We start from the raw sequence: 17,352 nt of genomic DNA, 5'->3' as shown, positions 1-17,352 counted from the left end.
ATTATTTTAATTAATTTTGCACATCCCTATTTTATAAAAGCTAATTTGCATTTTAATGTGTTTAAAATTGCAAAAATATCTTATAAAGTTTAAAATTAACATTTACAATAAAATTCTAACATTATTCAAATATTTTTTCAAGTGGTACAAAATTTTTGGCTAAAATTTAAGGGATTTATGTCGAAATTTATGATATAATAGAAAAAAGTCCTTATCAACTTGAAATCGACGTGACAAGGAGTGAAACTAATGGAAAAGTGCTTTTGTGGTGGCAAAATAGAGATACAAAATGTAGAATATAAGTTGGTAAGGGGGAAAAGGACTATAATAATTAAAGATGTGCCGGCATATGTTTGTCAAAAATGTGGTGCAGTCTATTATGATACAGAAGTGCTTGATGAGGCTTTTAAAAATAAAGATAAGTACGAATATATTTCAACAAAATAGCTTATAATTAAAATTGCCAAAAGGATAAAAGGGGTCAAGGGACAATTTATTATAAGTGTGTGTCAATACCTTTTTAATTAAATAGCGAGAAAGATAGACTACATTTTCATCATTTACGACTTTATCTATGTTAAAAAAAGCTGCGGCGTCATTTTCTATTCCGTCAGAAGTAGGAGTTCCTGAAACATAATCTAACAAAAAAACAATGTATATTTCCGAATTGCCATCGGGAAGTATTATACTTCTTATAGAAATGATATTTTTTACACGGGTTTCTATTGAAGTTTCTTCTTTTATTTCTCTTAAAACTGCATCGTCTATATTTTCACCGGTCTCCACATGGCCGCTGGGTATTATCCATTTGCCTTTAAATTGGCCGTAAGTATGCCTTACCAATAAAACTTTATTATCTTTTATGACAATACCGCCTACTCCTACAATTATTTGTTTCATAAAATCACCAACCGCTGTATTTTATTTATAAATTGATTATACCACATAAATTTTTTGCATTAAAATAAATTAGAAAATGGTGGGAAAATGAGATTAATCGTTGGAGAAAATGAAAAAGGCGTTATATTAGAAAATTTTTTGAGGAACAAAGGTTTTTCTAAAAGACTTATTAGAATTTATAAGTGGCAAGGAGAAATATTAGTAAATGGCGTAAAAGAAAATGTACAAAGAATTTTACAACCAGGGGATGTGATTGATTTAATCCTTCCCGAGGTAGATTCTGATATTGCCCCGGAAAAAATGGGTTTGGATATATATTATGAGGACGAGGATGTTTTAATAGTTGATAAACCAGCTGGAGTAGTTGTGCATCCAACAAAAAGATATCAAAGTGGTACTCTTGCAAATGGGGTAGCGTGGTATTTTAAAGATAAAGGAATAAAGGCTTTGATTCGACCTGTTAATCGCTTAGATAAGGGTACGTCGGGTCTGGTTGTATTTGCCAAACGTCCTTTTATGCAGTATTATCTTCAAATTGTAAAGCCTATGAGTAAACTTTATTTTGCAGTAGTAGAAGGAAAAATGGAAGGGGAAGGTCGAATTGACCTTCCTATATCGAGAAAACCACAAAGTGGCATTGAAAGAATGGTATCCGAGGAAGGAGATAGAGCTATAACCAATTACAAAGTGATAAAAAGCAGTGAAAGGTTTTCTCTTTTAAAGGTAAAAATTGAAACAGGAAGAACTCATCAAATAAGAGTACATTTGAGCCATATTGGACATCCTATTGTAGGAGATACATTGTACGGCTCTTCTGATGATTATATTAAAAGGCAAGCATTGCATGCTTACAGGCTTACTTTTGTACACCCTTTAGAAGAAAAAAGCATTTCTGTTTATTCGCCTTTGCCACAAGATATACAACATTTACTAAAATTATTCTAATCCTTCTAAATCAAAATCAGGGATGAAATCTTCACTGGCGCTTTCTATTTCTTGAATTAAGCCATTTTCAAGGCCTATCTCAAAGAAAAAATCTATAGCTTCATCATATTCTTGAGGAGTGATTTTTCTATTTATTTCTGGATACTTTTGAGCTTGATAATAAGGGGTATATTGACTCATTAAGCTTACATATATTTCTTTTGGGAGGTTTTCTTTAATCCACAAAAGAATTTTTTTAGTGTCCTCTACAAATCCCGGCATTATGAGATGTCTTATCACTAAACCTCTTTTTAATATTCCTTCTTCGTCAAATTGAGGTATTCCAACCTGCCTATACATTTCTAATATGGCTTTTGTTGCGTGTTCAAAATAATTAGGAGCTTTGGAATATTTTTTTGCAAGAGCGTCATTGTAATATTTGAGGTCGGGGAGATATATGTCAATTAATCCCTCCAACATTTTTAAAGTTTCTACATTTTCATAGGCGTTTGTATTATATACTATAGGTATTTGAAGCCCTTGCCTTTTTGCTAATAAAATCGCCTCTTTTATTGAGAAGACATGGATTGTAGGAGTAACAAGGTTTATGTTATGGGCACCTTGCTTTTGTAAATTTAAAAATACTTGTGCTAATTCTTCTACTGTTAGAAATTTACCAAATTGGTATTGACTTATTTCGTAATTTTGACAAAAGACACACTTTAGGTTACAACCACTGAAAAAAACTGTTCCAGAGCCTCTTGTTCCACTTATAAAAGGCTCTTCCCAATGATGCAAATAGGCTTTTGATACTTTTACCTGCCAAGGCATGTTACAAAGTCCTTTTGATTTTGACCTGTCTACATTGCAGTTTCTTGGACATATATTGCATTTTATTGCTGGTTCCATAGAAATTCCCTCCACTCAATATTATATCATTCTTTATTTTTTTGTATAAAGCTTGTATTTTCTATATTTTACACTTGCAATTTAGTAAGATTTGTCGTAAACTATAATTGTAAACGAAAAACCAAATGAATCCTGTGAAGTTTGTATTAGGCTAATTTGTTTTCAACCAACGTACCTTTTTCGGGAATCCGGGTTCATCAGTGGAAGAAATGCCTGCTAAGACAGGACTTCAGAAGCTGATGACAGGGTACCCACCTGCGAGAGCGGGTATGAAAACATAGCCTTACGGCTTCGTGGGACAAAAATTAAAAGTCCTTCTGCAAGGAAGGGCTTTTAATTTTTGTTATTATGGTATATAATAAAAAGTGAATACGCTTAATAAAAAGGATAAAAACAAAATATATTTGTTTTATATTGAAAGCCAATTATTTGTAAGCGAGTATTGATTTTGAAACCGTTTTACGATATTTTGATTTACTATAGAAAAACTTGTTCTACATTCTTACCGTCTCAAGTGTGCATCTGTAATTTCCTCTACAAAGATTTATGTATGGAATATTCGGTGCTGTTACTGTAACTTTCCTAAGAACTATTTGACACTCTTCTGAAGGATAATACTTCACTAACGATAAGAGGTGTTCCATTACATTACATAATTTGTAAATATTTTTCTTAATTATAATATTACTTTCTTTGTTCGCTTTTTAAAAGTTTCTCTGTTAAGAAAAAATGAATGCAATAGGATAATAAAAAACTCTTACTTTATAATAGGTTATAAATGACAAATACCTAAAGAATTAAAACATAAAATCATGAAGAGAAAAATATTTATTAAATAAGAATATCTTTATTGTTTTACAAATTAGAATTACAAAAGGTGTGATTGTGTATGAAGGAAAAGATTACACGATTTATTAACAGAAAAATAATGCTGATTGAAGAAAGAGAGTTAGATAAAAACATAAATGTTGATTTCAAAAAATATAATTATATAATTACCTTAAATAATGAAAATAATGATCACTTACCCAAAAGAATAATTCCAATATTGGAAAATGGCGAGATAGCTGAGGGCCAGGCTATAATGTCATTTTCGATAATTAAGGAAAATGAAAATATTGATTTCGAAACTTATAACGGAGAAGTTTTTCTGGTGATTGGTAATTACAATGAAATAAAGGGTGTTGTTGGATATAGAGAGATAATCTTTTTCTTATTAGAAAATTTGAAATCTCTTAAAGCTGAATTTGACCTTGTTAAAACTGATCTTGATGCCTTTATGGCTTGTTCAGATGATTTGGCCTGCATTACAGACGGATCCGGTTTAAAAGTGAGAATTAGCTCTTCTGCTGAGAAAATATATGGCTTAAAACCGGAAGATCTCATAGGTAAAAATGTGAGTGACCTCGAAAAAAATGGTATGTACTTTCCCTCGGCTACAAAGATTGCTATTGAAGAAAAAAAGAAAGTTACTGTAATTCAAAAAACAAAGACCGGCAGAAAATTATTAGTTACAGCTACACCATTTTTTGATAAAGATAATAACATTAAGAGAATTGTTAGTATATCAAAAGACATTACAGACGAAGAAAAACTAAAAGCTGAGTTAAAACAAACAAAAGAGTTACTTCAGAAATATGAAGAGGAATTATCTTCACTTAGAATTGCACATCTTAAGAATTCCGAGCTTATTTACAGAAGCAAACAAATGGAAAAATTAGTAGACTTAGTAAATAAAGTTGCACCTACAGAATCTACTATTCTTATTTATGGAGAAACAGGTGTAGGAAAGGAAGTTTTAGCAAAATACATTCATAATATCAGCAGAAGTGGTGGACCATTCATAAAAATAAACTGTGGAGCAATACCTGAGAATCTTTTAGAAGCAGAGCTGTTTGGTTATGAGAAAGGGGCATTTACAGGAGCGAAAAGCGAAGGTAAACCGGGGCTTATTGAAGTTGCAGATAAGGGAACTTTATTATTAGATGAGATTAGTGAACTGCCTTTATCGTTGCAAGTAAAATTGTTAAGAGTTTTACAGGAAAAAGAGTTTATTAGAGTAGGTGGTATAAAACCTATTAAAGTAGATGTGCGAATAATTGCTGCTTCAAATAAAGACTTAAAAGAATTGGTCAAAGAAGGAAAATTTAGACAAGATTTATACTATAGATTGAATGTGGTTCCTGTTACTATACCTCCATTAAGAGAGAGGGTTCAAGATATACCTATATTGGCTTATCATTTTCTTAATATGTATAATGAGAAATACGGTCATTCTAAACAACTAACTAATGAAGTAATGGAAGTATTTATGAAGTATCCCTGGCCAGGTAATGTTCGTGAATTAGAAAATGTTATAGAAAGAATTGTGATAATTTCTGAAAATGATCAGATAACAAAAAAAGATTTACCTGGGGAATTACTTAACCAAGAAGAAACAAATCACTCTTTTGGAGTGCATGTTTCCAGATTGATGCCATTAAAAGAGGCAAGTGCTCTTGTAGAGTATCAACTTATAAAACAAGCTATAGAAGAGTGTGGAAGCAGTTATAAGGCAGCGGAAGTATTAGGAGTAGATCAATCTACAATAATAAGAAAATTAAAGAAATACGAATCTATGCAATTATAAATTTTAATGCAATTTTGCAGTTATTAGAATGTTTAAATGCATAAAATCATTAATTAGACTTAAGATATTTGAGTGAATAATATTATAGGTTCTAGTTAAAATAAGACCTTTGCACTACACTGCAAGGTCTTATTTTTTTGGCATGAATATTGCTTAAATAAGAGATAGAGAAGTTGCTAATGGGAGGGTTACTAAATGGATAAAAACAAAAATTATAAACCTAGCTCCATGGAAAAGCTTAACTCATTGTCACCAGATATAGAATTATGGTGGGATTCAAATCCTTTAATTTATGAAAAATGGTGTAATGACTTTTTAAATTCAATAGAAGATAAAGACTTAAAGGATTTAATAAGCTTTCAGCTAAAAAAGCTGTGGGACCAAGAATCTGATCCAAAAGATTGGGTTTTTAAAGGAGTAACCACAAATCCCCCGCTTACAAAAGCGGTATTTGATAATTTGAAAGATGAATGGACAAAGATTATACAAGAAATTATAAAGGATAATCCTCGAATGGATTATACCCAAGTAACATGGGAAGCGTACAAAGAAGCGTGTAAACGCGGTGCAAGTCTTTACATGCCACTTTTTGAGAAATCAGGTTATAAATATGGTTATGTATCAGCACAGGTAGATCCAAGAATTTCAGTGGATACCAAGGAAATGGTAAGGCAAGCTCTTGAATTAAAAGTATTACAACCCAATATTATGGTCAAAATTCCGACAACTAAAGCAGGTGTTTTAGCAATATATATTCTTACAGCGCTAGGAATACCTACAAATGCTACTCTTTGTTATACTTTACCACAAATAATGGCAGTAGCCGAAGCCGTAAAACAAGGAAAAGCACTGGGAGAAAAATATGGAACCGATTATTCTAAGTGGCGTTCTGTGATTACAATCATGATAGGAAGATTTGAAGATGCAAAAATTTTTGAAGAACAAGCCAAAGAGAGAGGAATAGAACTAACCGAAGAAATGAAAAGGTGGGCAGGAATTGCTATAACAAAAAAAGCATGCAAGATATTGGCTAAGAGAGATTATCCGAGCAAAATGTTAGTAGCATCCAGCAGAGTTAGTCCTAAAGTAAATGGAACACAGTATATATGGCATATAGAAAAACTTGCAGGTTGTAATTTAGTATACACTATGAATCCTGAACTTATAAAAGCATTTATGATGCTGTATATGGACAGACCAATTGAAGATAAATGTGAAGAATCTGTTCCGGATGAGATAATGGAAAAACTACTAAGGGTTCCCTATTTTGCTGAAGGATATGGCGAAACTACAATACCACTTGAAGATTTTGAAAAACTTGAACCTACTATTACTACTTATACTCAATTTTCAAAAGCTGTTATAGACCTTGAAAATTATGTAAGGAGTTTGTTTTAAAAAATAAAAATGACTGAAGGAGTTGATTCTTTTGAGCATTACTTTTGAAGAAATTGATTCGATAAAACAGACTGCTGATTTGATAAGAAAAGATTGCATTTGGATGAGTACCCGGGCAGGAACAGGACACCTGGGACCAGCACTTTCATTAGCAGAAATTTTAGCTACTTTGTATAAAAGTGTATTAAAGGTAGATCCACAGAATCCAAAATGGCCTGATAGAGATAGATTAATACTCAGTAAAGGCCATGGATGTTTGGCACTTTATTCTATACTTTCACAAATGGGGTTTTTTGAAAGAAAATTATTAGGAGATTTTTGTACTAAATATGATACTATGCTTCCGGGTCACCCAGAAATTAAGCTTCCTGGTGTAGAAGCTAATACTGGTTCTTTAGGACATGGAATAGCTCTAGGAGTAGGAATGGCTTTAGCAGCCAGAATGGACAAAAAAGAATACAGAGTTTTTGTAATAACTGGAGATGGAGAATTACAGGAAGGAAGTAACTGGGAAGCAGCCATGACTGCTGCTTATTATGGACTAGATAATTTAATTGTAATAGTAGATAGAAATATGTTGCAATTAGGAGATTTTACAGAAAATATAACCCGGTTAGAACCTTTAGCTGAAAAATGGAAAAGTTTTGGATGGGGCGTAGAAATAATAGATGGTCACGATATAGAAAAGTTACTTACAGCTTTTAATAAAATTCCGTTTGTTAAAGGTCAGCCTTCTGTTATTATTGCTAATACTGTAAAAGGAAAGGGCTTAAAAATTGCTGAAAATAAGGTTGATTGGCACTATAAAGTTCTTTCATATGAACAATACGAGGAATTAAAAAATGAAATGTCATTGGAGGAGCTTTATCATGAGTGAATTAAAGAAGTCAACTAGAACATCATTTGCTGAGGCAATTGTTGAGGTGGGAGAGAAAAATCCAGATGTTGTAACTGTTGCAGCGGATTCAGCATCACGATATGGCGACTTTATAAAAAAGTTTCCGGAAAGGAGCTTTAATGTTGGCATAGCAGAGCAGACTATGGTAAGTGTAGCTGCTGGAATGGCTCTTTGTGGAAAAATACCTGTTGTCACATCATATGCTAATTTTTTAGCATTTAGAGCAGCAGAACAAATAAGAGTAGATGTGGCAGGTAGTAAATTAAATGTTAAATTGATAGGAACAGATACAGGATTTTCATCAGCATGGTTGGGCTTTACTCATTTAGCACTAGAGGACATGGGAGTGATTAGAACAATTCCAGGAATAGTGATAATAGATCCAGCTGATGCAGCAGAAGCTTATGTTGCTACAAAAGCAATATTTGAATACAATGGTCCTGTTTATATGCGACTTAGAGGTAGAAAAGAAGAACCGATAATTTTTGACAAAAAGAAAGATTTTAAAATTGGAAAAGGAGAAGTTATAAAAGAGGGAAAAGATGCTTTAATTATTGCTTGTGGCAATGCAGTATATGATAGTTTAAAAGCTTCCGAAATTTTGCAGTCAAGAGGTATAAAAGTAACGCTTGTAAATATGTCTACTGTAAGACCATTAGACGAAGATTTGCTACTGGAGCTTACATCTTCAGTAGATAATATCATTACTGTTGAACATCACAATACAACGGGTGGACTAGGGAGTGCAGTGGCAGAATTTTTAACTGAAAAAAGGCCGCAAATTAGACAATTAAGGTTAGGAGTAAGAAATAGATTTGGAACGGCAGGTTCAGAAGATATGTTGAAAAAAAGGTTTGGGCTAGATGGTGAGACAATAGCTATAAGTATAGAGAATTTTCTTAAAAATAGAACTAAGTGAGGAGGAAAAATGATGAAGATAATTTTGGGCAGTGATCATTTTGGTTTTGATTTAAAAGAAGTTATTAAAGAACATCTACAGTCTAAAGGAATTGCAGTAGTTGACATAGGGGTTTATGATAAAAATCCAGTGGATTATCCCGATATTGCTGTAGCACTTGCCGAAAGAGTTGCATCGGGAGAATTTGAAAGAGGAATTCTTATTTGTGGCACAGGGATAGGGATGGCTATTGTTGCCAATAAAGTGCCTGGAGTAAGAGCTGCAGTATGCCATGATGTGTATTCTGCAGAAAGAGCACGTAAAAGTAATGATGCACAAATTATGACTATGGGTGGAGTCATAGTAGGACCAGAACTAGCTAAAAAACTTGTAGATGTGTGGCTTGAGTCAGAATTTCAAGGAGGACGTTCTTTACCAAAAGTGGAGAAAATTAAAATGATAGATGCAAAATATCGCAGCATGACTAAATAAAGGAGCGATTTACTTTGGATATTAAAGCAGTTATTTTTGATTTAGATGGAACCCTTATAGATTCAAAAAAGGATATTGTTATAGCTGCGAATAAGGCATTTAGTGAATTTAATCTTCCCACTTTATCTGAAAAAACACTAGCATCTTTCATTGGCAACGGTGCTGAAGCAGTTATAAAGTGTGGTTTGGGAGAAAAAAATATTCATATGTTTGATAGAGTATTCAGCAAATTTGAAAAAATTTATAGTGAATCTTGTACTAATTATACTTCTTTATTTCCAGGAGTAAAAGAAACTTTAAACTTCTTAAAAGAAAGAAAAATTAATATTGGAATTGCTACTCTTAAGTGTAGAACTCTAACAGAAAAAATTTTAAAACATTTTGAACTTGATAAATATTTTTCAGTTGTATTGTGCTTGGAAGATGTCGAAAATATAAAGCCTCATTCAGAAATAATAGAGAAGCTATTGAAAAAAATAAATAATATTTCAGAGGAAACTTTATACGTTGGGGATTCTGAAGTAGATGTTTTGTGTGGGAAAAATGCGGGAGTTTATACCTGTGCTGTGACATATGGAACAGGTGATTTACAGTCTATAGTTGCTCTGCAGCCGGATTTTATAATTACCAACTTAACAAAATTAATATTTTATTATCTTAAAAAACTACGAAAACAAATTATTAATTAACCATCCATGCTTAACAAAACACGACCAGGAATGAAAATAGATTTTTAAATCTATTTTCGTGCTAAATTAAAATAAATGATAAAATAAAAAGTAATACTATGAATTTTAAAAAATTAGAAAGGAGGCAAGGCTCTTGTATATATTATCTTTTACAGAAGGTTCAATAGCTCCAGGAATTGTGACTACTTCTCCAGTAAAGGCAAAGTATGATTGTGATTTGCACTGTCATACTACGCGCTCTGATGGAAATGATTCGCCGGAAGAATTGATTATTAATGCTGCTAAAAGTGGCCTTAAAGTTGTTGCAATTACAGACCATGACGTACCGCCTCCTCTTTATCTGGATACTTCTCAAGGTAGGATTAGCGTAAAGGAATTTGCACACCAGCATGGAGTAGAAATAGTATTAGGAATCGAATTTTCATGCGATACCTATGTAGATGATGTTCATATTTTAGGGTATCGCATGGATTGGGAAAATCCACTGTTAGCGGAAGTAGTAGAAAGGATGAGGAGAAGCAAAACAGAAGCATATAGAAAACTATGTGAAATACTTACTGCTAAGGGAATGCCAATTGACTATGAAAATGAGATATTAAAGTATATTGATGAAAATGGAAATATAAGATATAGAGATCCAGACGAAGTTGAAAGAAAACATATATTTGAATTAATGGCCAAAAAGGGATATGCACCATCATGGAAAGATGCGAAAATAATGGTTAGAGACGATCCTGAATTAAATGTAAGAAGGGAAAAAATAAGTCCATTTGATGCAATTGATTTAATAAAGTCATGTGGTGGAACGGCAGTACTAGCACATCCTTTTTTAATCGATGAAGTAATTCATTATCCCGATGGAAGAAATCTAACAAGAGAAGAATATATAGAAAGGCTTATAAACCATGGAATCGACGGTATGGAAGCGCGATATCTTTACAGCAAAACAAGCTATAAGGGAAATTTAAAAGATTTTGAAATTGAGGAGTATATTAGAACAAAATATTCTACAAAAGTAAAATTCTTTAGTGGGGGTTCAGATTATCATGCTGATCATAAAAAAGGAGTATCTAACCCAAGACATCTAGGTGAAGCAGGAGTTACATTACAGGAATTTAATTTCATAAAAGAATATCTAATATAAAGGAGCTGATATAATGCCACTGGTAACAAGTAAAGAAATGCTTATTTATGCAAGAGAGAATGGATTTGCAGTAGGAGCTTTCAATGCTTATAACATGGAAGTGGTTCAAGCTATAATCGAGGCAGCTGAAGAGGAAAATGCCCCTGTGATAATTCAGATAAGTGAAGGAGCAATAGCATATGGGGGGGAGAAATCATTTGCGGCTCTAATTAAAGTATTAGCTGAGGAAGCTACAGTACCTGTAGTATGCCATTTAGACCATGGAGTAAACTTTTCTACAGTTATAAAAGCATTAAAAGCAGGATTTACATCACTTATGTTTGATGGGTCGTCTCTTACGTTTGAAGAGAATATAGAAAAAACAAAAAAATTAGTTGAAATAGCACATGCTGCGGGAATTCCTTTAGAAGGGGAAATTGGGAAAATACCTGATGCAGCTCATGGGCCCCTTTCTCCAGAGGAAGTAAAAAAATATCTTACGACTCCAGAAGAAGCTCTAGAATTTTATGAAAAGACAGGAGTAGATTCACTGGCGATTTCAGTGGGAAGCGCTCACAGAATGAAAGTTCAATCTGCGCAATTAGATATTGAAAGAATAGCACGAATAAAAGACAAGGTAAAAATACCATTAGTACTTCATGGTGCTTCTGGAGTAATGGATGACTCTGTTATTCAAGCAGTAAAAGCTGGGATTTCAAAAGTTAATTTTGCTACAGAATTAAATAAGGCTTTTACCCATGCTTTAAGGGAAAAATTATCAAATAACCCGGATTTAGTTGATGTTAGAAAATATGGTGCCGTAGCAAGAGAAAATGTAAAAAAGACTGTAAAAGAAAAAATACAACTATTGAATGCTACTAATAAAGCACCAGAGATATTAAAACTTATTAATAAAAGAAGTTTTGCAATGGGAAATAAAGATGTGGAAGCTATAGAATAACAATAACTTTAGTTTGCAAATGAGGTAATGATAGACTGTCTGTAAGCATTGCATTTCTGCATTGAAATAAAAAATAAATGGCAAATTTGCATTATCGGTTTTTAATGTAGACTGTGAAACGGTAGGAAACTTCACTATTAAACGTTTTGCCCGTTTTGGCACAATTTTTGCTTTACTGCTTAAAGTAGAGGCTGAAATAGAAAACAAAACGAAAATAATGACTGTAAATTAAAAAGGAGGATATTACTATAATGAGTATAAGAGAAAAACTTACAGGAGTATTTGCACCACTTGTAACTCCTTTTGTTAATCAAGAAATTGATTATGAAAAGTTGAAAGAGAATATTCAGAAATTAAATAGTTCTAAATTAAAAGGTTATTTATGCTTAGGAAGCAATGGCGAATTTAGAAGTTTAACAGATGAAGAGGCAATTAAAGTTATAAAGACAGTTGCAAAGAGTAAATCAAAAGATAAAACTTTACTTGCTGGCACAGGAAGAGAATCAGCATGGGCTACAATAGAATTTACTAAAAAAGTAGCAGATTTTGGAGTTGATTTTGCCAGTGTTCTTACACCTCATTATTTTGCTAGTAAAATGACTGATGAAGCATTAATCAAATTTTATACTGAAGTTGCTGATAAATCTCCTATTCCGATAACAATTTATTGCATTCCCAGATCTGCAAATGGAGTATTAATTTCTCCTCGAGCAATTTCTGTACTTGCGCAACATCCTAATATCGTTGGCATAAAAGATTCTTCAAAAGAAGATATAGGAAATTATGTAAATGCTGTACCTAAGGGAGCAGAGTTCTATGTACTTTCCGGCTCTATAAATAAATTTTTGGACGGTCTAAAAAAAGGAGCTATAGGCGGTGTTCTTTCAATGGCAAATTACCTGCCTGACCTTTGCTGTGAAATTCAAGAATTATTTAATGATGGCAAGTATCAAGAAGCAGAAGAACTAAGTAACAGACTTTGTAAAATTAATGAAAAAATATCCGGCAAAGGTGGAGTAACAGCTGTTAAAGTAGCAATGAATTGGTTAGGTTATTATGGAATGGAGCCAAGACTACCATTATTACCGTTAAATGAAAATGAAATTGAGGAAATTAGAAGAATTTTACAGGAAGAAGGGCTACTTGCATGAAAAAAGTGTTGCTTTCAGAGGAGATACATCCAGAGGGAAGAAAGTTATTAGAGGGAAAATTTGAAATTGTTACAGCACCTGATACAAGTCAACAAACGCTTATATCTATGGTAAAAGATGTAGATGCTATTATTTTAAGAACTAGATCAAAGATTACAAGGGAAGTAATCGAGAATGCTCCACATTTAAAGATAATATCGAGGACAGGGGCAGGAGTTGATAATATAGATGTAAATGCAGCAACAGAAAAAGGTATCTTGGTTTGTAATTTGCCAGCAGTAAATAATTTATCTGTAGCAGAACACACAATAGCAATGATACTAAATTTAGCAAAACAGTTAAGTTTAATGGATAAAGCTGTTCGCAGTGGCAATTGGGGAGCGAGGAACTCTAATATTTCAGTGGAGATAGAAGGGAAAGTACTTGGAATTGTTGGAATGGGGAATATAGGAAGTTTAGTTGCAAAAAAGTGCCATGATGGATTGGGAATGAAAATAGTTGCTTATGATCCATATGTAAAAGAAAAGTTTAGGGGTTATGATTATAAATTTGTTGACACGCTTGAGGAACTATTTAAAGAATCAGATTTTGTAACGTTGCATTGTCCTGATATACCTGAGACAAGAGGAATGATAACGAGAGAGCTTATATATTCTATGAAGCATACAGCTTATTTAATAAATACGGCAAGAGGAACAGTAATAGACGAACAAGCTTTGATTGAGGCTTTAAAAGAAAAAAGGATCGCAGGAGCAGGTCTTGATGTGTTTCAGCAAGAGCCACCATCAAGCGATAATGAATTATTAAGACTTGAGAATGTAATACTATCGCCTCATTCAGCAGCTCTAACAAAAGAAGCGACTGTACGTATGGCAGTAGAAGCTGTCCAAGCCGTTATTGATTATTTTGAAGGCCGTCAACCAAAATATATTTATAATTACAAATGCTTAAAAGAAAATGGATATATATAACTTGTTGATCTGAAGGTATTAAATAAATAGTAAATAAATTCTTACTTTTTATGACAGATTAGTAAACGATTTTTGAAGGAGGTGATGGAATAATTTAAGGGGTTTTAATGTAAGCTAATAACTTCTGATGGTTGGAAAATATTCTAAAAAATTTAAAGGGGGAATATATTTATGAAATATGTAGTAAATGTTAATTCTAAGGAACCGGATGTAGATGCAACGAGGTCATTAAGGGCATGGGTAAAGAACAGGGAGAAGCCAACGCTAAGAGATACTTACTGGTTGGTTGATCCAGAGAATTCGCCTTCTAGGCGTTTAAAGATGGGGTATACGATAATATATCCCACAGGGACTACAACAGGTCATGCACATGATGAGGAAGAAGTATACTTTGTAGTACAAGGCGAAGGAGTGATGGTTGTAGGGAATGACGAATTTCCAATAAAGCCAGGGGATGCATTATATGTTCCACCAAGAGAATTTCACACTACTCGACAGGTAGGCAATATTCCACTAGTTGTTGTATGGGTGACTGGTAAACTAGATGAGAATGAAATATAGAAAGATAACCAGTGTTAAAAAATTTAAAGGGGGAATATATTTATGAAATATGTAGTAAATGTTAATTCTAAGGAACCGGATGTAGATGCAACGAGGTCATTAAGGGCATGGGTGAAGAACAGGGAGAAGCCAACGCTAAGAGATACTTACTGGTTGGTTGATCCAGAGAATTCGCCTTCTAGGCGTTTAAAGATGGGGTATACGATAATATATCCCACAGGGACTACAACAGGTCATGCACATGATGAGGAAGAAGTATACTTTGTAGTACAAGGCGAAGGAGTGATGGTTGTAGGGAATGACGAATTTCCAATAAAGCCAGGGGATGCATTATATGTTCCGCCAAGAGAATTTCACACTACTCGACAGGTAGGCAATATTCCGCTAGTTGTTGTATGGGTAACTGGTAAAGTGAATGAGGAGGAGATATAGATGGTACAGCACTATAAAATGCTAATAGGTGGAAAATGGGTAGATGCAAAAAAGGGCGGAATAATAGAAGTGGTAAATCCTGCCACAGAAGAGGTGTTTGCGTCTGTTCCAGCAGCTACTAAAGAAGATGTCGAAGAAGCAATTTTAAAAGCGCATGAGGCTTTCCTAAAATGGAAAAAGGAAAATCCATTTCAACGGAGTAAAATTCTTCGAAAAGCTTCTGAAATAGTGCTTCAACGTTCTGAAAAAATTGCTAGAACTATGACAGAAGAATTGGGTAAGCCAGTAAAAGAAGCCAAGGGAGAAGTAGAAAAAGGAGCAGAAATTCTTAGATATTATGCAGAAGAAGGTGAAAGAATTTATGGACGTGTAATAGCAAATGAAGAAAAGGATACAGAAAGTATAGTTGTATACGAACCTATTGGAGTTGCTGCAGCTATTACTCCATGGAATTATCCAATTGAACTGCTGGCATGGAAAATAGGAGGTGCGTTGGCATCTGGCTGTACGATAGTAGCTAAATTGCCAAGTGAAACTCCTCTTTCTCCTTTAAAATTTGTTGAATGTTTAGTGGATGCAGGAGTACCAGAAGGGGTTTTAAATGTAATAACAGGTTCTGGAGGAACTGTAGGGCCTGCATTAATAGAAAATCCATTGGTTAAGCGTGTTGCCTTTACCGGTTCTACAGAAACAGGAAAAGAAATTTTAAAAATGAGTGCTTCTTCAGGTATAAAGAAAGTAACTCTTGAACTTGGTGGCAGTTTACCAATGATTGTTTTTAAAGATGCTAATTTAGATGCTGCTGTTACGGGGGCTGTCAGGCGTAGTTTTAGGAATGCTGGCCAGATTTGCATTGCGGTAAACAGAATATATGTAGAAAGAGAAATATATGAGACTTTTCTTGAAAAATTTGCTGAAAAGACAAAAAAACTGGTCGTCGGGAATAGTCTCATAGACGAAAATGTAGATATGGGGCCTATGTGTACAAAAGCAGGCGTCGAAAAAGTTGAACGTCATGTAAACGATGCTGTAGCTAAAGGTGCTAAAATAGTGTGCGGAGGTAAAAGACCGTCAGGCCCAAAATTTGAAAAAGGATTTTTCTATGAACCAACTATTGTTCGTGATGTTAACCATGATATGCTGATAATGCGCGAAGAGACATTTGGTCCGGCGGTTGGAGTTATGCCATTTAATAACATAGATGAAGCAATACAATTAGCAAATGATACTAATTATGGTTTAGCAGCAATAGTATATACAAATAATATGAACATAGCTAAACGTTGTGCACAAGAGATTCAGGCAGGTAATGTTGCTATTAATAATGTAGATGCGGGAGTAATTAATGCTCCATATGGTGGATGGAAGGATAGTGGTTTAGGAGCAGAGCATGGTCCTGAGGGCTTGCATGAGTATTTAATCCAAAAACATGTAAGGATACATTACTTCATTTAATTAGTTTGGTTTTAAAGGAATTCCTTTCTACCTAGTTTTGTATTCGATATAAGTAAAAATGGTTTCTACCGGTGGGAGGAATTCCTTTGAAATATAAAGCAGAACTCCTTTTATCATAAAAGGGGTTCTGCAGGAAAACCAAAAATTTTATAAAAAAGGGGGAGTATTTTACATTATGAAGCTGTCGAGAATTTTGATAGGAGCAATTACAGGTGCTTTTGCTGGATACGGTGTATTCACAATATGGCCTTCAGCATTAGCTCATTGGCATTGGCTTGGTGGATGGCTTGCAGCAGGACTTATAATAACCACAGCATGGTGGTTAAACCACTATGCAAATGCATTTCCAAATGATCCAGATGGTGCATGGATAGATATGGCATTTGCCATATGGCTTTCATCTTTGCTGGGGGGTAATATACAACTAAAAACAAATGGCGAACTGGTAAGAGCTTCTTATGGCTTATATCATGGAATAAGTATTGGACCAGCTTTAGTGACCATTGTTCTCGAATTAATAGGAGCTACAATAGCTGGCTACTTATTACATCTATTCAGAAGGAGTGATGCATAAATGTGGACATGGCAACATGTAGTAACTACTATATTTGGCGGCATTTTATTTCCACTGGCAATAGGATTAATGTGGGGAAAACTTGCTGAGGAATGGAAAAGCATTGGAGGCTTACTTGCAGGATTTTTTATAGTGGGTACGGTGTGGTTAGTTAATCATGGAATAGGGCTGATTTTTGAGCCACAAATGAGTGGCCATCTTCCAGGACCATGGAGTGACCAAGCATTGACGGCATTTTGGGGTGCTTTTGTAGCTGATTTGTTTGATCGCAAAAAAATAAATTGGGCAGCAATTTTGGCAGGAATTTTAGGAGGTTTATTGGGTGGATTATTGTTGTATGCAACAGTTTAATGTTTTAATAAGTTTACATTAAGGATAAAGGGGGAG

The 17,352-nt window shown here is 33.9% G+C and carries 19 protein-coding genes and 1 other RNA gene; 18 read left to right on the top strand and 2 right to left on the bottom strand.

The window, feature by feature from the left end; translation table 11 throughout:
* The first annotated feature begins 249 nt into the window (after positions 1-249).
* Positions 250-447 (top strand): YgiT-type zinc finger protein, encoded by a 198-nt coding sequence (locus EB239_RS11565; RefSeq protein WP_003868657.1) that lies wholly within the window; start codon positions 250-252, stop codon positions 445-447.
* On the opposite strand, the gene EB239_RS11560 is transcribed toward EB239_RS11565, so the two are convergent.
* A complete protein-coding gene (locus EB239_RS11560) occupies positions 436-900 on the bottom strand; it encodes an NUDIX hydrolase (RefSeq protein WP_003870764.1) in 465 nt (154 codons plus the stop codon). The genes EB239_RS11565 and EB239_RS11560 overlap by 12 nt on opposite strands.
* Before the next feature lie 87 nt (positions 901-987).
* Here EB239_RS11560 and EB239_RS11555 point away from each other — a divergent pair, with 87 nt between their 5' ends.
* On the top strand, positions 988-1,845 hold the full coding sequence (locus tag EB239_RS11555; RefSeq protein WP_003870765.1) for an RluA family pseudouridine synthase: 858 nt from the start codon (positions 988-990) through the stop codon (positions 1,843-1,845).
* Here EB239_RS11555 and EB239_RS11550 read toward each other — a convergent pair.
* On the bottom strand, positions 1,837-2,733 hold the full coding sequence (locus tag EB239_RS11550) for a radical SAM protein (RefSeq protein WP_003870766.1): 897 nt from the start codon (positions 2,731-2,733) through the stop codon (positions 1,837-1,839). The genes EB239_RS11555 and EB239_RS11550 overlap by 9 nt on opposite strands.
* Before the next feature lie 126 nt (positions 2,734-2,859).
* Here EB239_RS11550 and ssrS point away from each other — a divergent pair.
* From ssrS to EB239_RS11470, 16 genes are all read left to right on the top strand, one after another.
* Positions 2,860-3,037, top strand: a non-coding RNA gene (gene ssrS, locus EB239_RS11545) — 6S RNA.
* Positions 3,038-3,622: 585 nt separating this feature from the next.
* A complete protein-coding gene (locus EB239_RS11540; RefSeq protein WP_003870767.1) occupies positions 3,623-5,362 on the top strand; it encodes a sigma-54 interaction domain-containing protein in 1,740 nt (579 codons plus the stop codon).
* Between the two features lie 195 nt (positions 5,363-5,557).
* On the top strand, positions 5,558-6,760 hold the full coding sequence (locus EB239_RS11535; protein WP_003870768.1) for a transaldolase family protein: 1,203 nt from the start codon (positions 5,558-5,560) through the stop codon (positions 6,758-6,760).
* 31 nt (positions 6,761-6,791) lie between these two features.
* Complete coding sequence (locus EB239_RS11530) at positions 6,792-7,637, top strand: transketolase (protein ID WP_003870769.1); 846 nt, start codon at positions 6,792-6,794, stop codon at positions 7,635-7,637.
* Positions 7,630-8,577 (top strand): transketolase family protein, encoded by a 948-nt coding sequence (locus tag EB239_RS11525; RefSeq protein ID WP_003870770.1) that lies wholly within the window; start codon positions 7,630-7,632, stop codon positions 8,575-8,577. Before EB239_RS11530 ends, EB239_RS11525 begins: the two co-directional genes overlap by 8 nt.
* Positions 8,578-8,586: 9 nt before the next feature.
* A complete protein-coding gene (gene rpiB / locus EB239_RS11520; protein WP_042835558.1) occupies positions 8,587-9,048 on the top strand; it encodes a ribose 5-phosphate isomerase B in 462 nt (153 codons plus the stop codon).
* 14 nt (positions 9,049-9,062) lie between these two features.
* The gene (locus EB239_RS11515; RefSeq protein ID WP_003870772.1) at positions 9,063-9,737 is read left to right on the top strand and encodes an HAD family hydrolase; all 675 of its coding nucleotides are present in this window, start codon (positions 9,063-9,065) and stop codon (positions 9,735-9,737) included.
* A gap of 133 nt (positions 9,738-9,870) precedes the next feature.
* Entirely contained in the window at positions 9,871-10,881 is a 1,011-nt protein-coding gene (locus EB239_RS11510) for a PHP domain-containing protein (RefSeq protein WP_003870773.1), read from the top strand.
* Positions 10,882-10,894: 13 nt separating this feature from the next.
* On the top strand, positions 10,895-11,821 hold the full coding sequence (locus EB239_RS11505) for a class II fructose-bisphosphate aldolase (protein ID WP_003870774.1): 927 nt from the start codon (positions 10,895-10,897) through the stop codon (positions 11,819-11,821).
* 251 nt (positions 11,822-12,072) lie between these two features.
* The gene (locus EB239_RS11500) at positions 12,073-12,972 is read left to right on the top strand and encodes a dihydrodipicolinate synthase family protein (protein WP_003870775.1); all 900 of its coding nucleotides are present in this window, start codon (positions 12,073-12,075) and stop codon (positions 12,970-12,972) included.
* The gene (locus tag EB239_RS11495) at positions 12,969-13,943 is read left to right on the top strand and encodes a hydroxyacid dehydrogenase (RefSeq protein WP_003870776.1); all 975 of its coding nucleotides are present in this window, start codon (positions 12,969-12,971) and stop codon (positions 13,941-13,943) included. Before EB239_RS11500 ends, EB239_RS11495 begins: the two co-directional genes overlap by 4 nt.
* Positions 13,944-14,114: 171 nt before the next feature.
* Entirely contained in the window at positions 14,115-14,504 is a 390-nt protein-coding gene (locus EB239_RS11490; RefSeq protein WP_003870777.1) for a dimethylsulfonioproprionate lyase family protein, read from the top strand.
* A 42-nt stretch (positions 14,505-14,546) separates the two neighbouring features.
* Positions 14,547-14,936, top strand: a complete 390-nt coding sequence (locus EB239_RS11485) for a dimethylsulfonioproprionate lyase family protein (protein ID WP_003870778.1) — start codon at positions 14,547-14,549, stop codon at positions 14,934-14,936.
* The gene (locus EB239_RS11480) at positions 14,937-16,391 is read left to right on the top strand and encodes an aldehyde dehydrogenase family protein (protein WP_003870779.1); all 1,455 of its coding nucleotides are present in this window, start codon (positions 14,937-14,939) and stop codon (positions 16,389-16,391) included.
* Positions 16,392-16,566: 175 nt separating this feature from the next.
* Positions 16,567-16,965, top strand: a complete 399-nt coding sequence (locus EB239_RS11475) for a Lin0368 family putative glycerol transporter subunit (RefSeq protein ID WP_003870780.1) — start codon at positions 16,567-16,569, stop codon at positions 16,963-16,965.
* Entirely contained in the window at positions 16,966-17,316 is a 351-nt protein-coding gene (locus tag EB239_RS11470) for a Lin0368 family putative glycerol transporter subunit (protein ID WP_003870781.1), read from the top strand.
* The last annotated feature ends 36 nt before the right edge of the window (positions 17,317-17,352 follow it).

It is taken from the genome of Thermoanaerobacter ethanolicus JW 200, from assembly GCF_003722315.1.
GTDB classification, from domain to species: Bacteria; Bacillota; Thermoanaerobacteria; order Thermoanaerobacterales; family Thermoanaerobacteraceae; genus Thermoanaerobacter; species Thermoanaerobacter ethanolicus.
Note: the sequence above shows the minus strand (reverse complement) of the source record. Positions and strands in the feature narration are given on the sequence as shown.